This is a genomic window from Lysobacter sp. HA35 (assembly GCF_054061195.1).
Genome location: NZ_JBSSDY010000001.1, coordinates 16984 through 37455, shown reverse-complemented (window position 1 = coordinate 37455; position 20472 = coordinate 16984). Strand labels below are relative to the sequence as shown.

The window sequence follows — 20472 nt, the reverse complement described above, 5'->3', positions numbered from 1 at the left end:
AGGCGAGCCGTAGCTCGCCTTTTTCTTTGCAGCCGCGATGCAGTCGTCAGCTGGCGAATCGATCCGTCGCCGCGATCAACGCATCGATGTTCTCGACCTCGAACGCCGAATGCCCGGACGCCGGCGTAATCACCAGCTGCGCGAGTGGCCACGCCTGGTGCAGGTCCCATGCGTTCTGCACGGGGCAGACCACGTCGTAACGGCCGTGCACGATCACGCCGGGAATGTGTGCGATGCGTGGCGTGTCGCGCAGCAGCTGGTCGTCGGTTTCGAAGAAACCGCTGTGCACGAAGTAGTGGTTCTCGATGCGCGCGAACGCGAGCGCGAACTCGGCTTCGTCGTGCGCGGCGGTGAAGTCGGGGTCGTAATGCAGGAACGACGTCGCGCCTTCCCACACGCTCCATGCGCGCGCGGCTGCGAGGCGCGTTGCCGGATCGTCGCTGGTCAAACGCCGGTGGTAGGCGCTGATCAGGTCATGGCGTTCGACCGGCGGAATCGCGGCGATGTACTGCTGCCACGCTTCGGGGAACAGTCGCGATGCACCCTGCTGGTAGAACCATTCCAGTTCCCACCGACGCAGCATGAAGATGCCGCGCAGCACGAGCTCGGTCGCGCGATGCGGATGCGTCTGCGCGTACGCGAGTGCGAGCGTCGAACCCCAGGAACCGCCGAACACCTGCCAGCGATCGATGCCGAGCTTCTCGCGCAGCGTTTCGATGTCGGCGACGAGATGCCATGTCGTGTTGTTGACGAGGTCCGCATGCGGCGTCGAACGACCGGAGCCGCGCTGGTCGAACAGCACGATGCGGTACTTCGCCGGGTCGTGGAACTGCCGCATCTTCGGGCTGCATCCGCCGCCCGGGCCGCCGTGCAGGATCACCACGGGCTTGCCGTTCGGATTGCCGCACTGTTCGTAGTACAGCGTGTGGCGATCGTCGACCTGCAGCATGCCGCTGTCGAAGGGTTCGATCTCTGGATACAGGCTGCGCATGGCGATCTGTCTCGGAGGAGTCCGGCAGTCTAGGCGCCCGCATGACGCGGCGGCATGTGCCGTCCGGGCTACGTTGCTCGGCCCAGCGTGACGCGATCGCGATGTTCCAGGTCCTGCGCGGTGTGCACCTCGACGAGGCCTGCGTCGACGAATATCCGGCGCACGGCGTCGCCCTGGTCGTAGCCGTGTTCGACGAGCAGCCAGCCGTCCGCGACGAGATGCGCGCGCACGCCGCTGGCGATCACGCGGATGTCGTCGAGGCCATCGCGGCCTGACGCGAGCGCGGTGGCAGGTTCGTGTCGCAGGTCGCCCTGCTGCAGGTGCGGGTCGCCGTCGGCGATGTAGGGCGGGTTGCTCACAATGACATTGAAGCGCTCGCCCGCCAGCGGCGAGTACCAGCTGCCTTGGCGGAAATCGATGCGGTCGAGCTGCAGGCGTGCGGCATTGCGACGCGCGACGTCGAGTGCATCGGCGCTCGCGTCGGTGGCGATCACTGTTGCGTTCGGTCGCTCGCTCGCCAGTGCTAGTGCGATCGCGCCGCTGCCGGTGCCGAGGTCCACGATGCATGCATTCGGTGCCGCGTGTTCGAGCGCGAGTTCGACGAGGCGTTCGGTTTCCGGCCGCGGGATCAGCGTCGCCGGCGTGACATCGAGATCGAAGGTCCAGAAGCCGCGTCGACCGACGAGGTAGGCGACGGGTTCGCCGGCGACGCGTCGCTCGACCAGATGCATGAAGGCATCGCGCTTCGCGCCATCGATCTCGTCGTCGCCATGCGCGAACAACCACGATGCGGGACGGCCGAGCACGTGCGCCATCAGGTGCTCGGCTTCTCGGGCGTCGAGCCGCGTGCGTGCGTCGCGCAACAGGGCGTCGATGCGCATGCGTCGGTTCCGGAAAAACGGGGGCTTATGGTACGTCGAGCACTACGCCGTTCGCGGCGCCCGCGACCGCCGCGGCCTGCGCGGCGGACATCGCGACCACGCGATTGCGGCCCTCGTCCTTGGCGCGATAGAGCGCGGCGTCGGCGCGACGCATCGCCGACTCCCAGTCCTCGTGGCCGCGTACGAGTTCGGACACACCGAAGCTCGCGGTGACCGCGCGACCGATCGCGGGGATCGGCGTTTCGCAGATGGCGCGACGCAGACGTTGCGCAACCGCGACCGCATCGTCGAGTGATGTCGACGGCAGCAGTAGCAGGAATTCCTCGCCGCCGAGGCGGAACGCGGTATCGACGTCGCGCAGGCCGCACGCCACGCGCACGGCGGTCTCGCAGATCACGTCGTCGCCCGCCGCATGACCGTAGGTGTCGTTGACCGACTTGAATGCGTCGATGTCGACCATCACCAGCGCCAGCGGCGTGCCGTAGCGTTCGCTGCGCGCCTGCTCGCGCTGTGCGTAGTCGAACAGCGAACGTCGATTGAACAGGCCGGTCAGCGGATCGGAATGCACGAGTCGGCGCAGTTCCAGTTCCTTCGAACGGAACATCAGCAGCGCCAGGCCCATCGTCAGCACGGCGATGAACACCAGGCCGAGCACGAAGACCAGCGTCTGGAACGGATCGCGGTCGAAGATGCCTACCGGCGTGCGGTAGACCAGCGCGTGCACGATGCGCATCGCGAGCACCGCGCTGTTGAACAGGAAGGACGCCGCGGCGAGGTTCTGGAAGCGCTCGCCATGCGAGGTGCCGGCGCGCCAGAGCATCAAGCCGGCCACGAGGTCCAGCGCAAGGTAGATCGGCGCCAGCACCAGCACGCGGTTGGAGAGGACGGTCCATTCCTGCGGCGCGATGTAGCCGGCGCTTCCGGTCGCAACTGCGAGCAGCGCGAGCGGGAACCAGTACGAACGCTTGCCGAGGAAGACGCGCACGCCGGCGAGCAGCGAGACATGCACCAGCGTCACCAGTGCATTGGCGACCGCCAGCGACTCGCGGCGCGGCAACTGGATGTGGAAGCCGAGGGTCAGGTGGGCGAGCAGGTGGGCGATGCCCGCGGCCAGCCCGGCGACGCCCCAGAACACGAGGGCGTCGTTGCGCATGCCGGCCGTGCGGATGCCGGCCATGGTCGCGGCGAGCAACAGCCCGGCCAGCCCCGTGACGAAGGCGAGCGTCGCGCTGTCGAGTTGGCCGATCAGGTCCATCCGGCTCCTTGGTTCCCGCCCGATGCGATGCAATGTTTGTGCCGAACGGCTGCTTGACGCGGCATCCGGCGACCTCCGATCGCTAAACGACGACGGGCGACCCGAAGGCCGCCCGTCGCCGGTGGTACTGACGAGCGATCAGCGCGTCGCGAAGTCCAGCGGCATGCCGTTGCGGGCCTTCTGCTGAGCGGCGCAGAGGCGGATGCCTTCGACGGTCTGCTCCAGTTCGCGCGGGCCGCCTTCGACCTGCGCCATGCGCGGCGTGAACTTCGCCTGCAGGGCGTCGGCATCGGCATCGCTGCACATGCCGGCCGAGTACAGACGGACCAGCGACGCACCCGCCGGGGCGAGGCGCGCCTCGAGTTCGGCGAAGTGCGCGTCGACCCAGTCACGCAACGCGGTGCGAGTGGCCACCGTATCGGTCTGCCCGCCCACGATCGGGAAGATCTCGTTGCGACGCAGCAGGCCCTTCTCGAACACCAGCGCGCGGGCCCGGTCGTCAAGCGCCGGCACGTGCGTGGCGCCCATCGCGGTCAGCAGTTCGCTGCGCAGCACCGCGTCCTGGCTGGCGCGGAAGTACTTCTCCGCGGCATCGAACGCGGGGGCGCCGCCCTCCTGCAGGGCGACGACGAGCGCGGTGTCGCGCAGGTCGCGTGCGGCGGCGTCGGCATGCAGCTGGCCGTCCCCGTCGAGACCGAGCACTTGGCGGCCGACGCGGTTCATTTCCTTGCGCACCGCCGGGTCCTTCAGGTTGAGCGCGAAGAAGTCGACGAGCGAGCTGCGCAGCAACGCGTCGTCTTCGGCCTCGCCGGGCTTCGGCGTCAGGCCGAGGCGTTCCAGGCGCGGGCGGTAGATCGCCGCGACCTTGGTGTGGAACGCGTCGCGTGCCTTGTCGTCGCCGAGGAGACGTTCGCTCATCCATTCCGTCGACCCCATGCCGGCGGTCGCGGTCTGGCGCACGTTCGCGTTCGCGAAGCGCGGCAGTGCGGCGAGCAGCTGCGACGGCGTGAGCGTGCCCGCGCCGTACGCGGCAACGGCGGAGTCGGCGACCATGCGCTGCTCGCGTTCGTCGAGCGTGGCGAATGCATCGTTGAGCGACGCCTGCAGCTTCGGCGACAGCGCGAAGCGGTAGTAACCCGCGCCGTACCCGTTCGGCATCACCCACTTCGGGCAGCTCGTGGCTTCGGCGAGTTCCACACGCGACTGCGCGCCGGTGACCAGCGACTTCTGCTCGCGCACGGTCGTGCCGTCGGCGTAGCGGATCGTCATCGGAATGCCCCACTCGCCTGTTGCGCTCGCGGTCGAGCCGATCGGCAGGTAGCGCTGCTGGGTGATCGACAACGCCGGCTTCGCACCCGAGCAGTCGAGGTCGACCTTCACGTACGGCACGCCCGGCTGATCGATGAAGCCGAAGAACGCCTTCGATACCGCGGCCGGATCATTGCTCTGCGCAGCGACGGCGCTGATGAGGTCCGCGCTCGTCCCGTTGCCGCGCGCATGCGCCTTCAGGTAGTTGCGGATGCCTTCGCGGAACTTGTCCTCGCCGATATAGCGCTCGAACATCGCGAGCGTCGCGCCGCCCTTCTGGTAGGTGATGCCATCAAACGCGGATTCGATGTCGCGGTAGTCGCGGATCGGCTCATGCACGCGACGCGTCGATGCCAGGCTGTCCGCACCCATCGCGCCGATCGCGCCTTCCAGCAGGCCGCGGTCGGTATGCGCCTGCGGCTGCAGCTGGCCGTGGATCTTGTTGCCCATCCAAGTGGCGAAACCTTCGTTGAGCCAGATGTCGTCCCACCAGCGCGTGGTGACGAGGTCGCCGAACCACTGGTGCGCGAGCTCGTGCGAGCTGGTGCCCCAGAAGCTCTGTCGACGGCCGACCGACGAGGTTTCGTCGGGGAACATCAGCGAATCGCGATAGACGATAAGGCCCGCGTTCTCCATCGCGCCCGCCCAGAAATCCGGCGCCGCGAGATTGTCGAGCTTGTCGAACGGATACGGGATGCCGAAGTAGTTCTCGAGCGCGGTGACGATCTCCGGCGTATGAGCGAGCGTGTACTTCATCTTGCCGCCCTGCCCGTTCGCGGCGACGCCGCGCAGGTGGACCGGCGCGGTGCGATCACCGTTCGGCGCGATGTCCGGACCCGGCACCACATCCCACGGGCCGACCGCGAACGCGACGAGATAGCTCGGCAGCGCCTGGGTGCGCTTGAACGTCACCTTCTTCCAGCCGCCGGGCAGAGCTTCGGTCTTCGTTTCCGGACCGTTGGCGACCGCGACATCGTCCTGCGGGACGATCAGCGTCATGTCCCAAGGCTGCTTGAAGCTGGGCTCGTCGAACGACGGAAACGCGGTGCGCGCGCCGAGCGGCTCCATCTGCGTCATCACGTAGTCGCGGCCGTCCGGCTTGACCTTGTACGCGCCCTGCAGCTCGCCGAACGGTGCGTCGAAGGCGATGTCGAAGGTCGCCTTGCCGGCGGGTAGCGGCGTCTTCGAGACGAGCTTCAGCACGCCCGACGGATCGGCTTCGGTCACCGTCAGCGGATACGCCTTCTTCCCGACATGCGCCTGCGCGCTGGCGATCTTCAGGCCGCGGCCGTGCATCCACACGGTGTCGGTCGCTTCGGCGATGTCCGCATCGATGTGCGTGCTGCCGCTGAAGTTGGCCTGCTTCGGATCGATCTTCAGTTCGAGCTGCACCAGCGTCGGCACGACGGTACGCGGCAACGGGCCGGTGGGGACGGTCGTGTCGGCCGCCTGCGCGGCGCCACAGGTGGCGAGTGCGAGGGCGATGGCAAGGGCATGGCGGCGCGGTCGGTGCATCGGTGGTGCTCCCCGGAGATGAACTCCCGAGCGTACGGGGCCGCGCCCACCGGCCGCGTAGGTCGAAAGTCCCGGTTTCGCGGCGGCGGTCACGCTTCGAGCGGGCTCATCCATTGCCTGCGCCTATCGGCCGTATCGGATCAATCGATTTGATCGACCATCCGGTGGCCGATACGATGCTCGTCGGTCCATTTCCCCCATCCACAGGAGATCGCATGTCCCTGATCAACAAGAAGGTTCCGGAGTTCAAGACCCAGGCGTTCCACAACGGCAAGTTCATCGAAGTCAGCGACAAGAGCCTGCAGGGCCACTGGTCGGTGGTCGTGTTCATGCCCGCCGCCTTCACCTTCAACTGCCCGACCGAGGTCGAGGACGCCGCGGAGAACTACGCCGAGTTCCAGGCCAACGGCGCCGAGGTCTACATCGTCACCACCGACACGCACTTCTCGCACAAGGTCTGGCACGAAACCTCGCCGGCCGTGGGCAAGGCGACGTTCCCGCTGGTCGGCGACCCGACCCACCAGCTCACCCGCGCGTTCGACGTGCATATCGACGAGGAAGGCCTCGCGCTGCGCGGCACGTTCATCGTCAACCCGGAAGGCGTGATCAAGGCCTACGAGGTGCACGACAACGCGATCGCCCGCGACATGAAGGAAGCGCTGCGCAAGCTCAAGGCCGCCAAGTACGTGGCCGAGCATCCGGGCGAGGTCTGCCCGGCCAAGTGGCAGCAGGGCGCCAACACGATCAAGCCGTCGCTCGACCTCGTCGGCAAGATCTGACCCATCGGGGACGCCGCGCACGTCGCGCGGCGTCCATCGACGGCTGACGGCAGCGGCGTCGCGCCACACGACACTGCCGCCAGCGTTCGACTCCTTCCCCGCCATCGTCGACGCCGTCTTGCACGGCGTTGTGGCGATGTGCGCCCTGTGTTTTCCCGTTCGCCATGGAGCCTCTACCCATGCTCGACGACAGCCTCAAGTCCCAGCTCTCCACCTACCTCGAGCGCCTGCAGCAGCCGATCCGCCTGGAAGCGTCGCTCGACGATTCCGACGCCTCGCGCGAGCTCGAAGGCCTGCTGCGCGACATCGCCACGCTGTCCGCCAAGGTCGAGTACGAACGCACCGACGACTGCGAGCGTCGCCCGTCGTTCGCCATCGTGCGCGACGGCACTGATGTCGACGTGCGCTTCGCCGGCATTCCGCTCGGCCACGAGTTCACCTCGCTGGTGCTCGCGCTGCTGTGGGTCGGCGGCCACCCGCCGAAGATCGAAGACGACGTCGCGCACCAGGTGCGCCAGCTCGAAGGTGAGTTCCGCTTCGAAACCTACATGTCGCTCTCGTGCCAGAGCTGCCCGGACACGGTGCAGGCGCTGAGCCTGATGAGCGTGCTGAATCCGAACATCCACCACGTCGCCATCGACGGCGCGCTGTTCCAGGACGAAGTCGAAGCGCGCGGCATCATGTCGGTGCCCACCATCCTGCTCAACGGCCAGCCGTTCGACCAGGGCCGCATGACGGTCGAACAGGTACTTGCGAAGCTCGACACCGGCGCGGCATCGCGTGCAGCGGAATCGATTGCGAATAAAGAAGCGTTCGACGTGCTCGTCGTCGGCGGTGGTCCCGCAGGCGCCGCGTCCGCGATCTATGCAGCGCGCAAGGGCATCCGCACCGGCGTCGCCGCCGAACGCTTCGGCGGCCAAGTGCTCGACACCATGGCGATCGAGAACTTCGTGTCGATGTCGTACACCGAAGGACCGAAGCTCGCGACCGCGCTTGAACAGCACGTGCGCGACTACGAAGTCGACGTGATGAACCTGCAGCGCGCGACCAAGCTCGTGCCGGCGTCACAGCCGGGCGGTTTGATCACGGTCGAGTTGGAGAACGGCGCATCGCTGCAGTCGAAGTCGGTGATCGTCACCACCGGCGCGCGCTGGCGGCAGATGGGCGTGCCCGGCGAAGACCAGTACCGCAACAAGGGCGTGGCCTATTGCCCGCACTGCGACGGCCCGCTGTTCAAGGGCAAGCGCGTCGCGGTGATCGGCGGCGGCAATTCGGGCGTGGAAGCCGCGATCGACCTCGCCGGCATCGTCGCCCACGTCACCCTGATCGAATTCGATTCCAAGCTGCGCGCCGACGACGTGCTGCAACGCAAGCTGCGCAGCCTGCCCAACGTGGACGTCATCGTCAGCGCGCAGACCACCGAAGTGCTCGGGGACGGCGCCAAGGTGACCGGCCTCGTGATGAAGGATCGCGTGTCCGGCGATGCGCGCACGATCGAGCTCGAAGGCGTGTTCGTGCAGATCGGCCTGCTGCCCAACACCGAATGGCTGAAGGGCACCGTCGAACTCACCCCGCGCGGCGAAATCATCATCGACGACCGCGGCGCAACGAATATTCCTGGTGTGTTCGCTGCTGGTGACGCAACCACGGTGCCGTTCAAGCAGATCGTCATCGCGATGGGTGCCGGTGCAACCGCGGCGTTAAGCGCGTTCGATCACCTGATTCGATCGTCGGCGCCGGCGGAGCAGGCGCAATCGCAATCGCAGGCAGCGTGAAGCTCTGTTCGAGCTGGGCGCGGGCGCGTTCGTTGCGCCCGATCGACGCAGCGGCCTGACCGTCCAGTCGTCACGTCGCAAGGTGACGTCACGCCAATCGCAGCGGCTTACCGAGCCACAACAGCCGAACCAATCGTGAGACCCGAAGGGCGGCGCGCAGGACGCGCGCCGCCCGCACCCGAGCCAGGATGGCGAGTGTGCGGATCGCGTAAGGCTCGCCCAGTCGCAGGCTGTAGATCCGTCGGGGAAGGTGCTTTCTTTGGTTACTTTCTTTGCACCAGCAAAGAAAGTGACTCGGGCGCGACAGCGCACGAAACGCCTTTGCCCCCAACCCGCCAGGCGACATCGCGCCGCATGCCGCCTATCGATGCAATGAATCGATCCACTGCTTTCGATGGAAAACCGCCCCCAGCGCCCCTACCATCGAGCAATGAACCTGCGTGACCTGAAATACCTCGTCGCCCTCGCCGACCACCGCCATTTCGGCCGCGCCGCGCAGGCGAGCTTCGTCAGCCAACCCACCCTCTCCACCCAGATCCGCAAGCTCGAAGACGAGCTCGGCGTATCGCTCGTCGAACGCGCCCCGCGCCGCGTGATGCTCACGCCCATCGGCCGCGAAGTTGCCGAACGCGCGCGCGGTGTGATCGCCGAAGTCGACCAGATGATCGAACTCGCGCGTCGCAGCCGCGATCCGGAAGCCGGCAGCGTGCGCCTCGGCCTGTTCCCCACGCTAGGCCCCTACCTGTTGCCGCATGTGCTGCCCGGCGTTCGCGCACGTTTCCCGCGCCTCGAACTGTTGCTCGTCGAAGAGAAGACCGACCAGATCCTGCAGCGACTGCGCGACGGCCGCCTCGACGCCGCCATCCTCGCGCTGCCGCTGCACGACGACCAGCTGCGTATCGAGCCGCTGTTCGACGAACCGTTCGTGCTCGCCGCGCCGCGCACGCATCCGATCGCCTCGCGCGGCACGCTGCATGGCGACGACCTGCGCGATGCCGATCTTCTCCTGCTCGAAGAAGGCCATTGCCTGCGCGACCAGGCGCTGGATGTCTGCCGCCTCGCTGGCGCGGGCGAGCGTCAGGGTTTTCGCGCGACGTCATTGGAAACGCTGCGGCAGATGGTTGCAGCCGGCGTCGGCATGACGCTGTTGCCGATGCTCGCGGTACAGCCGCCGGTGCCGCCGTCGCCGGACCTCGTGCTGCTGCCGTTTTCCGGCGACGTGCCACATCGGCGCATCGCCATGGTGTGGAGACGCAGTTCCGCGATGAGCACATTCCTTGAGCAACTCGCGGCGGAATTCCGGCGCCTGCCGGAAGGCCTGCTCACGCCGCCCGCCGCAAAACCCGCGTCGCGACGTCGCAAGAGCTGACGCATGCGTCGCAGCTTGGTCATCGCACTTGCGGTCGTCGCGGTCGGCTGGTGGTTCTCGCCGATCGGGCCGAGTCACCATCGCGCTCGCGCTGCGGAAGCAGTCGGCGCGGTCAGTTGTCCGATGCCGCCGAGCGTCGCTGCGTTCGGCGAGCCGTTGCAGAGCGAGGTTCGTTCCGGTGTCGGACCGTTCCGCTTGCGTGCGGCTACGTTGCAACCGCTCGCGGGTTTCAGCGTCGATGCGCGCGTGCTGTCCCGCGAGGATTATTCGATGGGTCGCGAGTCGGACCTGTCGCCTACCGATCTCGCGCTCGGCTGGGGACGGATGCGCGATGACTCCGTACTCAAAGGCTTGGACATCTCGCAGTCGGGGCGTTGGTATATGTATCGCTGGCGCGGTGATCCGCCGATTCCGGCGGACGAGATCGTGCGATCGAGCGCGAACATGCACATGATTCCGGCGAATCTCGATGCGGCGTCCGCGCTTGCGGATGTGCATGCGGGGGATCGGGTGCGTATCGACGGGTGGCTGGTCGAGGCGGATGCGCCTGATGGGTGGACGTGGCGGAGTTCGATGTCGCGGGATGACAGTGGGGATGGGGCGTGTGAGGTGATTTACGTTTGTTCTTTGCGGAGGGTTTCGCGGTGACTGCGCGCCGGTCACCGTATGACGTCGAAGATTGAGCAAAGGCTTTCGTTCGCTTCGCGACCGAGTCACTTTTCTTTGCGGGCGCAAAGAAAAGTAACCAAAAGAAAGCGCCTTCCCCGACGGATCTACAGCCTGCGATCGGGTTCGCCTGACGCGATCCGCACACTCGCCATCCTGGCTCGGGTGCGGACAGCGCGCGTCCTGCGCGCTGCCCTTCGGGTCTCACGATTCTTGTTGGCGGTTGTAGCGTTTGATGGACTGCAAAACACACTCGCGTTCGGATTCGCGCGAACGAATGCGGGAGCGACTATGCGTGTTGCCAGCACCGCTGCACTCGCATCCCATCAACCCGCTTCAACACCCGAACCAATCGGACAGCTCACACCCGTGCCACCAAGTCCGCAGTACCCGTTCGGAATCTTCGACAGGTATTGCTGGTGGTCGTCTTCGGCGTAGTAGAACTCGGGCGCCGGGTAGCGGATTTCGGTGGTGATGTCCGCGAGGCCGGCGTCGCGCAGTTTCACGGCGTACGCGTCGCGGCTGGCGATGGCGGCGTCGTATTGGGGTTGCGTCGTGCAGTAGATGGCGGAGCGGTATTGGGTGCCGGTGTCGTTGCCCTGGCGCATGCCCTGCGTGGGGTCGTGGCCTTCCCAGAACGCCTTGAGCAATACGTCGAAGGTGACCTGCTTGGGGTCGTAGACGACGAGCACGGCTTCGGTGTGGCCGGTCTGGCCGCTGCAGACTTCGCGATAGGTGGCGTTCGGCGTTTCGCCGCCGGCATAGCCGACGGCCGTCGTGTGCACGCCGGGGATCTTCCAGAACAGCCGCTCGGCGCCCCAGAAGCAGCCGAGGCCGAACTGCACCTGCTCGAAGCCGGCGAAGTCGCCCTGGATCGGGCGGCCGTGGACGTGATGCGCGTTGTGCACTCGCATCGCGGTGTCGCGGCCGGGCAGCGCTTCGCCGGCGCGTGGCAGGCGCTGCTTGTGCGCGCCGATTCCGAGCAGTTTCTCGAGCATGTGGACTCCTTCGACCGGCCCCGCCGGCAATGTGGACAGCGCAGCACCCGCGATGCGAATGCGGCGTCGATGGATACGTCGCGCGCGCGGCGACGGATGCGTCAGATCGGCACGAGGCCGGCGTCCCAGTCGGGTTCGGCGTCGGCATCGGGCGGCGTGCCGAAATCGAGCGCACGCACGACGGCATCCGCCTGCGGCCACGCCACCTCCGGCACGCAGACCTGCACGACGCCGTACAGCGGCAGTTCGCCCATGCCACCGGTCAACGCCTCGCCGCGGATGAACACCGGGATGCCCGCGTCCTCGAGCGCATGGCGCACGAGGTGGGCGTCGATGAGGTTCGCTGCGTCGTAAACGGGCTTCATGGCGGCCTCGCGGCGGGCCGGAACGGCCTTCTTCGTTAAACTGCGGGCTTCCCCACGTGGTTGCAAGCCCGCATGTCCGCATCGCCCGAGAACGCCGCGCCTGAAACCGGCGTCAAGAACGACTTCATCCGCCAGATCGTCCGCGAGGACCTCGCGGCCGGGAAGCACCAGGCGATCCGTACGCGGTTCCCGCCGGAGCCCAACGGCTACCTGCACATCGGGCATGCGAAGGCGATCTGCCTGGACTTCGGCGTCGCGGCCGAGTTCGGCGGCAGCTGCAACCTCCGGCTGGACGACACCAACCCGGCCAAGGAAGACCCCGAGTACGTGCGCGCCATCCAGGACGACGTGCGCTGGCTGGGCTTCGAGTGGAACTCGCTGCGCCATGCGTCCGACTACTTCGAGGTGTTCTACCTCGCCGCCGAGAAGCTGATCGCGCAGGGCGATGCCTATGTCGACGACCTCACCGCCGAGGAGGTGCGCGCGTATCGCGGCTCGCTGACCGAGCCGGGCCGCCCGTCGCCGTTCCGCGACCGCAGCGTCGACGAGAACCTGGACCTGTTCCGCCGCATGCGCGCGGGCGAGTTCGCTGACGGCGCACGAACGCTGCGCGCGAAGATCGACATGTCCAGCGGCAACATCAACCTGCGCGACCCCGCGCTGTACCGCATCAAGCACGTCGAGCACCAGAACACAGGCAACGCGTGGTGCATCTATCCGATGTACGACTTCGCGCATTCGCTGAGCGATTCGATCGAAGGCATCACGCATTCGCTGTGCACACTGGAGTTCGAGGACCACCGCCCGCTGTACGACTGGTGCGTCGACAAGGTCGACCTCGTCAATCACGCCGAACTGCTGAAGCCGCTGCTCGACAAGGGCTTCCCGCGCGAAGCCGCCAAGCCGCGGCAGATCGAGTTCTCGCGCCTGAACTTCAACTACCTCGTCATGAGCAAGCGCAAGCTGCTCGCGATGGTGAACGACGGCCTGGTCGACGGCTGGGACGATCCGCGCATGCCGACGCTGCAGGGCATTCGTCGTCGTGGCTATACGCCGGGCGCGCTGAAGCTGATGGTCGACCGCGTGGGCATTTCGAAGCAGAACTCGCTGCTCGACATCTCCATTCTTGAAGGCGCGCTGCGCGACGATCTCGACGCCGCGGCGCAGCGCCGCATGGGCGTGGTCGATCCGCTGAAGCTCGTGTTGACCAACCTGCCCGACGGGCACGAGGAATCGCTGACGTTCTCCAACCATCCGAAGGACGAATCCGCCGGCGACCGCCGCGTGCCGTTCTCGAACGTGCTGTGGATCGAGCGCGAGGATTTCGAGGAAGTCCCGCCGAAAGGTTTCAAGCGTCTCACCGTCGGCGGTGACGTGCGCCTGCGTGGCGCCGGCATCGTGCGCTGCGACGAGGTGATCAAGGATGCGGACGGCCGTGTCGTCGAAGTGCGTTGCACGCTCGATTCCGAATCGCGCCCCGGCATGGAAGGCGCGAACCGCAAGGTGAAGGGCACGATCCACTGGGTCAGCGCGAAGCACGCGGTCGAAGCGGAGATCCGCCTGTACGACCGCCTGTTCACCGTGCCGGATCCGGACGTCGACGAAGACGGCAAGACCTATCGCGACTACCTGAATCCGGAATCGCGTCGCGTGGTGACGGGCTACGTCGAGCCGTCCGCCGCGCAGGCTGCGCCGGAGACGAGCTTCCAGTTCGAGCGCATCGGTTATTTCGTTGCCGACCGCTACGACCATCGCGCCGATCGCCCGGTGTTCAACCGCAGCGTCACGCTGCGTGACACGTGGTCGGGCAAGGCTTGAGCATTCCCCACCGGAGCATCGCCATGCGCCTGTCCACGTTCGTTCCGATCCTGTGCGCGCTCTTGCTCGCCGCAGGTTGCGCACGTCCGCAGACGGCGAGTGGTGCACCGGAGGCGATGACGTCGAACGATGCGTCGCTTGCATCGCGCGATGCGCCACCCGCGCAGTCGACACCCGCGAGCGCAGCGCAGAACACGGCGCCGGCACATCACCCAATCAAGAGCACTGGCCTGCCGCCCCAACGCGTCGAGATGCACGGCGCGCCGAAGCTGGTGACGAGCTGCGCGAGCGATTCGGATTGCACGGTCAAGAACGTCGGCAGTTGCTGCGGCGCGATGCCGGCCTGCGTCAACAAGAATTCGCCGGTCGATCCGGCGGCGGTACAGGCCGACTGCGCGCGACAGGGCATGTCGTCGACCTGCGGCTTCAAGGACATCCAGAGCTGCAGCTGCGTCGCCGGCACGTGCCGCGATTCGGGCAGCAGCTCCACACCGGTGGCTCAATGACGATGATGCTGTACGCACAGGTGCACCTCACGCTTCCCGCGTGGGTGCATGACGCGGTGGATACCGCACGCGCTTATGAAGGCGACGACGCGAAGGTCGCGCTGGCGATCGATCTGTCGCGTCGCAATGTCGATGCACGCAGCGGCGGCCCATTCGGCGCCGCGGTGTTCGGGCCGGACGATCGCGTCATCGCCGTCGGCGTCAATCGCGTGCTGCCGCATACGTGCTCGGTCGCGCATGCGGAAACCATGGCCTACATGCTCGCGCAGCAGCGCACGCAGCGGCCGCGCCTCAACGAGGACGACACCGGCCAGCGCGTCGGCCCGATCACACTCGCGACGTCCGCGCAGCCGTGCTGCCAGTGCTACGGCGCGACGGTCTGGGCCGGCATCGACCGCCTGCTGATCGGCGCGCGCAGCGAAGACGTGGAAGCGTTGACGGAATTCGACGAAGGCCCGCTGCCGGTGGATTGGGTCGGCGAACTCGAACGCCGCGGCGTTTCGGTGGTGCGCGACGTGCAGCGCGACGCCGCCTGCGACGTGCTCCGCCACTATTCGTCGTCCGGCGGCGCGCGTTACTGACGCCGCCATGGCCGCCTCCAACACGACCGCGATCGCGCAGCCCGCACTGCTTGGCTACTGCCGCGCAGGCTTCGAGCCGGAACTCGCGGCGGAACTGAGCGAACGCGCCGGCATGCTCAGCTTCGCCGGTTATGCGCGCACCGAGCGCGGCACCGGCTTCGTCCGTTTCGTCTGCGACGACGCCGAAGCACTGTCGGACGCATTGCCGCTGCGCGACCTGATCTTCGCGCGACAGAAGCTCGTCGCGTTCGCCGAATTGCCGACGCTCGGTGCGCGACCGGGCGTCAAACCCGATCGCGTCGGCGCGATCATCGATGCGATGGCCGCGACACTCGGCACGCCGGAGCTTCACTTCGGCGAAGTGCATGTCGAGCATCCCGACAGCGACGAAGGCAAGCCGCTCGCCGCACTCGCGCGCGCCCTCGGCAATGCGCTGCGTCCCGCGCTGCGCGAAGCCGGTTGGTTGACCCACATCGATTCGCCCGATCGTCCGCACCTGCACGTGCTGCTCGAGTCGGGCGACCACGCGCATCTCGCTGTGACCGCGCCGAAGGATCGCAGCAGCTTTCCGATGGGTATCCCGCGGCTTCGCATGAATCCGCAGGCGCCAAGCCGCTCCGCGCTCAAGCTCGAAGAAGCCCTGCTGACGTTGCTCGATGCGGAAGAACGCGAGACCTGGCTGCGCGACAACATGCACGCGGCCGATCTCGGCGCCGCGCCAGGTGGCTGGAGCTGGGTGCTGATGCGCAACGGCGTCCGCGTGGTCAGTGTCGACAACGGCCCGCTCGCGCAGCACCTTCTCGACAGCGGTTACGTCGAACACGTGCGTGCGGATGGTTTTGTCTGGCAACCGCGACGCACGCTCGACTGGATGGTCTGCGACATGGTCGAGCAGCCGCGACGCGTCGCCGAACGCATGGCCACGTGGCTGCGCGAAGGCTGGTGCCGCCGCACCATCTTCAACCTCAAGTTGCCGATGAAGAAGCGCTGGGATGAAACGCGACAGTGCCTCGAACTGTTCGAGCGCGAAGTCGGTCGACCGGTCGAGTGGCGTGCGAAGCAGCTCTATCACGACCGCGAAGAGATCACCGTTTTCGCGCGTATCAGTAACTGAGCGTTGCATGACTCCAGCGGCGGTTTTCCCCGGGAAAACCGCGCCGCTTGGACGTGGGCTTGATCACGCGAGGCCTAACGTCGCGCACCTCTCAATGAGGAGCACGACCATGACCATCAAGAACACACTGATCACTGCCGCCGTTTTCGCCACGCTGGGCATTGCCGCCCCCGCGTTCGCGCAGAGCACGTCCGGTTCGACCGGCTCCACGGGCTCCACCGGTACCAGCGGTTCGCAGTCCAACACCGGCGCGCGCACCGGCGTGAGCAGCGCAGGCACGAGCACGAGCGCCTGGGGCACCACCGAGCAGAACACCGACGCGCACGGCCATTCGACCAACGTCGTCGGGCAATCGGGTAGCACCGATGCAAACGGCAGCACGACCGACGCGCGCGGTACGGGTCGCACCGGCGCGACGACTGCGTCCGGCCGCACGTCGGGCACGACATCCGGCAGCACCGCGAGCAGCGGCACCGGCACGGGTTCGGGTTCGGGTTCGATGTCGAATTCCGGCATGAGCAACGGCAGCAGCTCGATGTCGACGTCGGGCATGACCGGCACGTCGGGCAACGACTTCGCGCTGTTCGACGGCAATAGCGACGGTTCGGTCACGCGCGCGGAATACAACGCCGCGTTCAAGCGCATCGACACGAATCGCGACGGCCGCCTGTCGCGCGCCGAACTCGACAAGTTCAGCGGCACCGCGATGGGCAGCGGTCGCTGAGCGCAGGTCACTTGTACTCGATGCCCCGCACATGCGGGGCATCTTTTTTTTCCATGACGAACGCGCGCTTTGGCAACTTGCGATCCGCAGGCGGGGTCAACGAACTCCGGCCAATCGCTCCATCCGCGACCGACCCGGCGCGCCCGCGGTAATTACAGCCCCGCCGCCTCGCGCCAGAGCGCGTGCTGCAACGGCGGGATGCGACCCGCGAGTCCCAGCAACGAGCCGCGCAGCATCGTCGGCACCGGCGCGTCGTTCGAGAACACCCGGTTGATCGCTTCGAACGCGTACGCGGCGCGGGCGCTCGCGCTGCGTCGTTCGCGCGCCCATCGTGCGAGACGCGACGTCGCAGGATCCGTATCACGCCCGGTACGCGGCAGTGCTGCACGCAGCGCAGCGACGTCGCGCAGCCCGAGGTTCACGCCCTGCCCCGCCAGTGGATGCACGACATGCGCGGCGTCGCCGACCAGGAGCAGGCGGCCTTCGCGATAACGCCCGGCGAGCTGGCGTCGCAGCGGAAAAACGGCACGCGGCGATACCGGACGAACACTCCCGAGACGCGCGCCGGATGCATCGGTCAGCGCGACGGCCAGTGCATCGTCGTCGAGATCACGCAGCCGCTTCGCCTCATCGATTGGCGCGGACCAAACGATCGACGCGCGGTGTTCCGCTACCGGCAGGAACGCGAGCGGGCCGGTCGGCAGGAAGCGCTGGTAGCAGGTCGCATCAAGCGGCAATTCGGTTTCGACATACGCGACAAGCCCGCCCTGCGCGTAGTCGTGCACCGGTGCGTCGATGTTCGCGAAGGCACGCAGCGACGATGCCGCGCCGTCGGCTGCGATAACGAGCTTCGCCTGCAGGCGCCGGTCGTCCTCCAACCGCAGCGTCGCGCGTGCATCGTCCTGCTCGAATCCGGCGACGGATGCCGGCACATGCAACGCCACGTCCTCGCGTTGCAGCGCCTGCCACAGGCGATCGACCAGCAACGCGTGTTCGACGATCCAGCCTAGCTCGCGACGCGCGAAACGGTCGGCATCGAAACGCAGCGCGCCGCCACCGGCGGCGTCCCATACATCCATGCCGCGATACGGGTATGCGCGCGCCGCACGGATCGACGTGCCGACGTCGAGCGTGTCGAACAGCGCCATGCCGTCCGGTGCGAGCGCGTAGACGCGCAGGTCCGGCGAGTCGTTGCGCCACGGCGGCGGTTCGCGTGCTTCCAGCAGCGCGATGCTCCAGCCGTCACGCGCGAACGCGAGCGCTGCGGCCGCGCCGACCACGCCACCGCCCACGACTGCGATATCGACCACGTCGCGACGGCTCATGCGCTGCGTCGTCCGTCGTTGCCGCGGCAGAGTGCCGGCACGTCACCGCGATACCCCATCGCACCGCCGACCAGCCACGCCTGCAGCCACGACGGGTGATCGAGCGATAGCAATGCGAGGGATCGCAGCGGACGCATCAGCGCGCCGCGCGCGGTGCCGATGCGCAGCAGCCGGTCGGAAAACGCGAGCGTGCGACGGCGATCTTCGACGCGGCGTTCGGCGTAGCGATGCAGCATCACGTCGTCAGCGATCGAATCGCGGCCGTCGCGCAATGCGGCGCCGACTGCCTCGGCGAGCGTGAGCGCATCGCGCAGGCCGAGGTTGAAACCCTGCGCGCCGAGCGGATGGATGGTCTGCGCGGCATTGCCGATCAACACTGCGCGCGGCGCCACGGTGGCGTTCGCGATCACTCGTCGTGCCGCGTAACGACTGCGTGCACCGCAGCTCAGCAGCCGGCCGTGACGCCAGCCCAGGCGCGACTGCAGGCGCGCGAGGAAGGCGTCGTCATCCAGAGCTTCGACTGCGTCCGCTTCGTCATGCGCGACACCGTGCACCAGCCCGTAATGTCGATCGGCGCGCGGCAACAGTGCGGTCGGCCCGTCGTCCGTCAGTCGTTCGTACGCGGTGCCATCAGGCGCGCGCTCGGTACGCAGGCGCGCGACGAACAGGGCATGGCCGTAATCCGTTTCCGTCGTGTCGATGCCGAGCGCAGCGCGCAGCGCGCTCGCGGTGCCGTCCGAGCCGACGACCAGCGGCGCTGCGAGTTCGACCGTGCCATCCGAACCCTGCAGCGTGACCCGACGCATCGCGCCATCGAGCGACGTTGCAACCAGTCGCGCCGGGCGATAACGCGTGAGTCCGCGCACGGTCTCCAGTCGCGCTTCCAATGCATGTCCGAAATCGCGGGCAACGACGACCTGCCCGAACGCGGTGCGTCCGTAGCGTTCGGCGTCGAGCCGCGCCTGTCCGAAATCGCCCTGCCGGGTGACGACGATGCGGCGGATCGGTCCGCCGGCCGCGCGCAGCTTCGGCATCACGCCGAGCGCGTCCAGCGCGTTGACGGTCGCCTCGGCAAACGACAGCGAGCGCTCGTCGAACACCGCAGGCATTTCGCCAGCCGGCGTCGCGTCGACCAGCGCGACGTCGAGGCCCAGCGGCTCGAGCGCGAGGGCGAGGCTCGCGCCCACCAGACCGCCTCCGACGATGACGAGGTCGTGCGTGCGCAAGGCGGCGTCGTTCATGCGGCCATGATACGGCCTGCCCGCGCGGGGTCCGTTAGAATGCGGGGCTCGCCGGCTCCGAGCCGGCCCCGTTTTCCCGGAGCGACCGATGACTGCCACCGCCCAGCGCACCCTGATCCTCACGCTGCTCGCCGCGCTCATGGCGGCGACGCGCATCAATCATTTCGCGCCGATTCCTGACGCGTCGTGGGCCGTGTTCTTCATCGGCGGCTTCTACCTGTCGACGTGGACGCGCTGGGCGTTCCCGGTGCTGATGGCGCTGGCCGTCGTCGTCGACTACGCGGTGATCAGCAGCAGCGGCCAGAACTTCTGGCAGCACTACTGCGTGTCCGCCGCGTACTGGTGCCTGGCGCCGGCGTACTTCGCGATGTGGGCGGGCGGCATGTGGCTGCGCCGTCGCAATGTCGCGACCGACGTCCGCTCGCTCGGCCTGCTCGCGGTGTCGGTGGTTGCGTCTTCGATCGTATGCCAGCTGATCGCGCAGGGCAGCTTCTACTGGGTGTCGGCCTCGGTGTCGTCGCCGTCGTTCGCAGGCTGGTGGCAGAACTACGTGCAGTACCTGTTCCCGTACATGCAGACGGCCGCGATGTACGTCGCCGGCGCGGCGGTGGTGCACGTCGTCGCGACCTCGCTGTCGCGTGACCGCGCGCTCGCCGCGGGCTGATGGGCAACCGCCTTTCGAAGATCTACACGCGCACCGGCGACGACGGCACCACCGGCCTCGGCGACGGTTCGCGTACCGGCAAGGATTCGCCGCGCGTCGATGCCTACGGCACGGTCGACGAGGCGAATTCCTGCATCGGCCTGGTGCTGGCGGCGCAGCTGCCCGATGAGGTCGCGCAACTGCTGACATCGATCCAGCACCAGATGTTCGACCTCGGCGGCGAGCTGTGCATTCCGGGCCACGCCGCAATTTTCGATGCCGACATCGACCGCCTCGAGCGCGAGCTCGACCGCTTCAACGACCCGCTGCCGCCGCTGAAGGATTTCATCCTGCCGGGCGGTGGCGAGGCTGCAGCGCGCTGCCACATCGCGCGTACCGTCGTGCGACGCGCCGAGCGCGAATGCGTCGCGCTGGCGCGCGTGGAAACCGTGCGGCCGGAAGCGGTGCGCTATCTCAATCGCCTGTCCGACCTGCTATTCGTGCTGGCGCGAGTGCTCGCGCGTGCGAGCGGCCACGGCGAAGTGCTGTGGAACCACGAGCGTCGCCACGGCTGAGCGTCGCTGCATCGACTCCGCGTCTTCCTCAGAGGAACGCCGC

19 protein-coding genes are annotated in these 20472 nt (G+C 67.4%); 11 read left to right on the top strand and 8 right to left on the bottom strand.

What is annotated here, in order from left to right; genetic code table 11:
- Positions 1-46: 46 nt before the first annotated feature.
- From pip to ACVWZN_RS00165, 4 genes are all read right to left on the bottom strand, one after another.
- A complete protein-coding gene (gene pip, locus ACVWZN_RS00180) occupies positions 47-991 on the bottom strand; it encodes a prolyl aminopeptidase (protein ID WP_456952143.1) in 945 nt (314 codons plus the stop codon).
- Between the two features lie 68 nt (positions 992-1059).
- Positions 1060-1872, bottom strand: a complete 813-nt coding sequence (gene prmC / locus ACVWZN_RS00175; protein WP_456952142.1) for a peptide chain release factor N(5)-glutamine methyltransferase — start codon at positions 1870-1872, stop codon at positions 1060-1062.
- 25 nt (positions 1873-1897) lie between these two features.
- On the bottom strand, positions 1898-3127 hold the full coding sequence (locus ACVWZN_RS00170) for a GGDEF domain-containing protein (RefSeq protein WP_456952141.1): 1230 nt from the start codon (positions 3125-3127) through the stop codon (positions 1898-1900).
- Between the two features lie 138 nt (positions 3128-3265).
- Positions 3266-5950, bottom strand: a complete 2685-nt coding sequence (locus ACVWZN_RS00165; protein ID WP_456952140.1) for a M1 family aminopeptidase — start codon at positions 5948-5950, stop codon at positions 3266-3268.
- 215 nt (positions 5951-6165) lie between these two features.
- Between ACVWZN_RS00165 and ahpC the strand changes: the two genes are divergently transcribed.
- The 4 genes from ahpC (at position 6166) to ACVWZN_RS00145 (ending at position 10521) form a co-directional block, all read left to right on the top strand.
- Positions 6166-6729 carry an alkyl hydroperoxide reductase subunit C gene (ahpC, locus tag ACVWZN_RS00160; protein ID WP_027082370.1) on the top strand — a complete coding sequence of 188 codons (564 nt, stop codon included), beginning with the start codon at positions 6166-6168 and terminating at the stop codon, positions 6727-6729.
- 179 nt (positions 6730-6908) lie between these two features.
- A complete protein-coding gene (gene ahpF / locus ACVWZN_RS00155) occupies positions 6909-8504 on the top strand; it encodes an alkyl hydroperoxide reductase subunit F (protein ID WP_456952139.1) in 1596 nt (531 codons plus the stop codon).
- A gap of 430 nt (positions 8505-8934) precedes the next feature.
- Positions 8935-9873 (top strand): LysR substrate-binding domain-containing protein, encoded by a 939-nt coding sequence (locus ACVWZN_RS00150; RefSeq protein WP_456952138.1) that lies wholly within the window; start codon positions 8935-8937, stop codon positions 9871-9873.
- A gap of 3 nt (positions 9874-9876) precedes the next feature.
- On the top strand, positions 9877-10521 hold the full coding sequence (locus tag ACVWZN_RS00145) for a hypothetical protein (protein ID WP_456952137.1): 645 nt from the start codon (positions 9877-9879) through the stop codon (positions 10519-10521).
- A gap of 344 nt (positions 10522-10865) precedes the next feature.
- On the opposite strand, the gene msrA is transcribed toward ACVWZN_RS00145, so the two are convergent.
- Positions 10866-11525: a peptide-methionine (S)-S-oxide reductase MsrA gene (gene msrA, locus ACVWZN_RS00140; RefSeq protein ID WP_456954668.1), complete on the bottom strand. Its 660-nt coding sequence runs from the start codon at positions 11523-11525 to the stop codon at positions 10866-10868.
- 113 nt (positions 11526-11638) lie between these two features.
- Positions 11639-11902, bottom strand: coding sequence for a putative signal transducing protein (locus ACVWZN_RS00135; RefSeq protein WP_456952136.1), 264 nt, complete (start codon positions 11900-11902; stop codon positions 11639-11641).
- A gap of 72 nt (positions 11903-11974) precedes the next feature.
- Here ACVWZN_RS00135 and ACVWZN_RS00130 point away from each other — a divergent pair, with 72 nt between their 5' ends.
- From ACVWZN_RS00130 to ACVWZN_RS00110, 5 genes are all read left to right on the top strand, one after another.
- Positions 11975-13720 carry a glutamine--tRNA ligase/YqeY domain fusion protein gene (locus ACVWZN_RS00130; RefSeq protein ID WP_456952135.1) on the top strand — a complete coding sequence of 582 codons (1746 nt, stop codon included), beginning with the start codon at positions 11975-11977 and terminating at the stop codon, positions 13718-13720.
- A 23-nt stretch (positions 13721-13743) separates the two neighbouring features.
- Positions 13744-14226 carry a hypothetical protein gene (locus ACVWZN_RS00125; protein ID WP_456952134.1) on the top strand — a complete coding sequence of 161 codons (483 nt, stop codon included), beginning with the start codon at positions 13744-13746 and terminating at the stop codon, positions 14224-14226.
- Positions 14227-14231: 5 nt separating this feature from the next.
- Complete coding sequence (locus tag ACVWZN_RS00120; RefSeq protein ID WP_456954667.1) at positions 14232-14807, top strand: nucleoside deaminase; 576 nt, start codon at positions 14232-14234, stop codon at positions 14805-14807.
- Positions 14808-14814: 7 nt separating this feature from the next.
- Positions 14815-15921 (top strand): 23S rRNA (cytidine(2498)-2'-O)-methyltransferase RlmM, encoded by a 1107-nt coding sequence (gene rlmM / locus ACVWZN_RS00115; RefSeq protein ID WP_456952133.1) that lies wholly within the window; start codon positions 14815-14817, stop codon positions 15919-15921.
- Between the two features lie 109 nt (positions 15922-16030).
- On the top strand, positions 16031-16645 hold the full coding sequence (locus tag ACVWZN_RS00110; protein WP_456952132.1) for a hypothetical protein: 615 nt from the start codon (positions 16031-16033) through the stop codon (positions 16643-16645).
- 152 nt (positions 16646-16797) lie between these two features.
- Here the strand turns inward: ACVWZN_RS00110 and ACVWZN_RS00105 are convergent, their stop codons facing one another.
- On the bottom strand, positions 16798-17970 hold the full coding sequence (locus ACVWZN_RS00105) for an FAD-dependent oxidoreductase (protein ID WP_456952131.1): 1173 nt from the start codon (positions 17968-17970) through the stop codon (positions 16798-16800).
- A complete protein-coding gene (gene ubiH, locus ACVWZN_RS00100) occupies positions 17967-19211 on the bottom strand; it encodes a 2-octaprenyl-6-methoxyphenyl hydroxylase (RefSeq protein WP_456952130.1) in 1245 nt (414 codons plus the stop codon). Before ubiH ends, ACVWZN_RS00105 begins: the two co-directional genes overlap by 4 nt.
- 88 nt (positions 19212-19299) lie before the next feature.
- On the opposite strand from ubiH, the gene ACVWZN_RS00095 reads away from it, so the two are divergent.
- Positions 19300-19875 (top strand): hypothetical protein, encoded by a 576-nt coding sequence (locus ACVWZN_RS00095; protein ID WP_456952129.1) that lies wholly within the window; start codon positions 19300-19302, stop codon positions 19873-19875.
- Positions 19875-20429, top strand: coding sequence for a cob(I)yrinic acid a,c-diamide adenosyltransferase (locus tag ACVWZN_RS00090; protein WP_456952128.1), 555 nt, complete (start codon positions 19875-19877; stop codon positions 20427-20429). Before ACVWZN_RS00095 ends, ACVWZN_RS00090 begins: the two co-directional genes overlap by 1 nt.
- The last annotated feature ends 43 nt before the right edge of the window (positions 20430-20472 follow it).

What these genes read in the sequence shown, in the direction of transcription:
- ACVWZN_RS00150 (WP_456952138.1), top strand. Translation starts at nt 8,935, where the DNA reads ATGAACCTGCGTGACCTGAAATACCTCGTCGCCCTCGCCGACCACCGC.
- ACVWZN_RS00090 (WP_456952128.1), top strand. Translation starts at nt 19,875, where the DNA reads ATGGGCAACCGCCTTTCGAAGATCTACACGCGCACCGGCGACGACGGC.
- rlmM (WP_456952133.1), top strand. Translation starts at nt 14,815, where the DNA reads ATGGCCGCCTCCAACACGACCGCGATCGCGCAGCCCGCACTGCTTGGC.
- ACVWZN_RS00120 (WP_456954667.1), top strand. Translation starts at nt 14,232, where the DNA reads ATGCTGTACGCACAGGTGCACCTCACGCTTCCCGCGTGGGTGCATGAC.
- ACVWZN_RS00105 (WP_456952131.1), bottom strand. Translation starts at nt 17,970, where the DNA reads ATGAGCCGTCGCGACGTGGTCGATATCGCAGTCGTGGGCGGTGGCGTG.
- ubiH (WP_456952130.1), bottom strand. Translation starts at nt 19,211, where the DNA reads ATGAACGACGCCGCCTTGCGCACGCACGACCTCGTCATCGTCGGAGGC.
- ahpC (WP_027082370.1), top strand. Translation starts at nt 6,166, where the DNA reads ATGTCCCTGATCAACAAGAAGGTTCCGGAGTTCAAGACCCAGGCGTTC.
- ACVWZN_RS00170 (WP_456952141.1), bottom strand. Translation starts at nt 3,127, where the DNA reads ATGGACCTGATCGGCCAACTCGACAGCGCGACGCTCGCCTTCGTCACG.
- pip (WP_456952143.1), bottom strand. Translation starts at nt 991, where the DNA reads ATGCGCAGCCTGTATCCAGAGATCGAACCCTTCGACAGCGGCATGCTG.
- ACVWZN_RS00125 (WP_456952134.1), top strand. Translation starts at nt 13,744, where the DNA reads ATGCGCCTGTCCACGTTCGTTCCGATCCTGTGCGCGCTCTTGCTCGCC.
- prmC (WP_456952142.1), bottom strand. Translation starts at nt 1,872, where the DNA reads ATGCGCATCGACGCCCTGTTGCGCGACGCACGCACGCGGCTCGACGCC.
- ACVWZN_RS00135 (WP_456952136.1), bottom strand. Translation starts at nt 11,902, where the DNA reads ATGAAGCCCGTTTACGACGCAGCGAACCTCATCGACGCCCACCTCGTG.
- ACVWZN_RS00110 (WP_456952132.1), top strand. Translation starts at nt 16,031, where the DNA reads ATGACCATCAAGAACACACTGATCACTGCCGCCGTTTTCGCCACGCTG.
- ACVWZN_RS00145 (WP_456952137.1), top strand. Translation starts at nt 9,877, where the DNA reads ATGCGTCGCAGCTTGGTCATCGCACTTGCGGTCGTCGCGGTCGGCTGG.
- ahpF (WP_456952139.1), top strand. Translation starts at nt 6,909, where the DNA reads ATGCTCGACGACAGCCTCAAGTCCCAGCTCTCCACCTACCTCGAGCGC.
- ACVWZN_RS00165 (WP_456952140.1), bottom strand. Translation starts at nt 5,950, where the DNA reads ATGCACCGACCGCGCCGCCATGCCCTTGCCATCGCCCTCGCACTCGCC.
- ACVWZN_RS00130 (WP_456952135.1), top strand. Translation starts at nt 11,975, where the DNA reads ATGTCCGCATCGCCCGAGAACGCCGCGCCTGAAACCGGCGTCAAGAAC.
- ACVWZN_RS00095 (WP_456952129.1), top strand. Translation starts at nt 19,300, where the DNA reads ATGACTGCCACCGCCCAGCGCACCCTGATCCTCACGCTGCTCGCCGCG.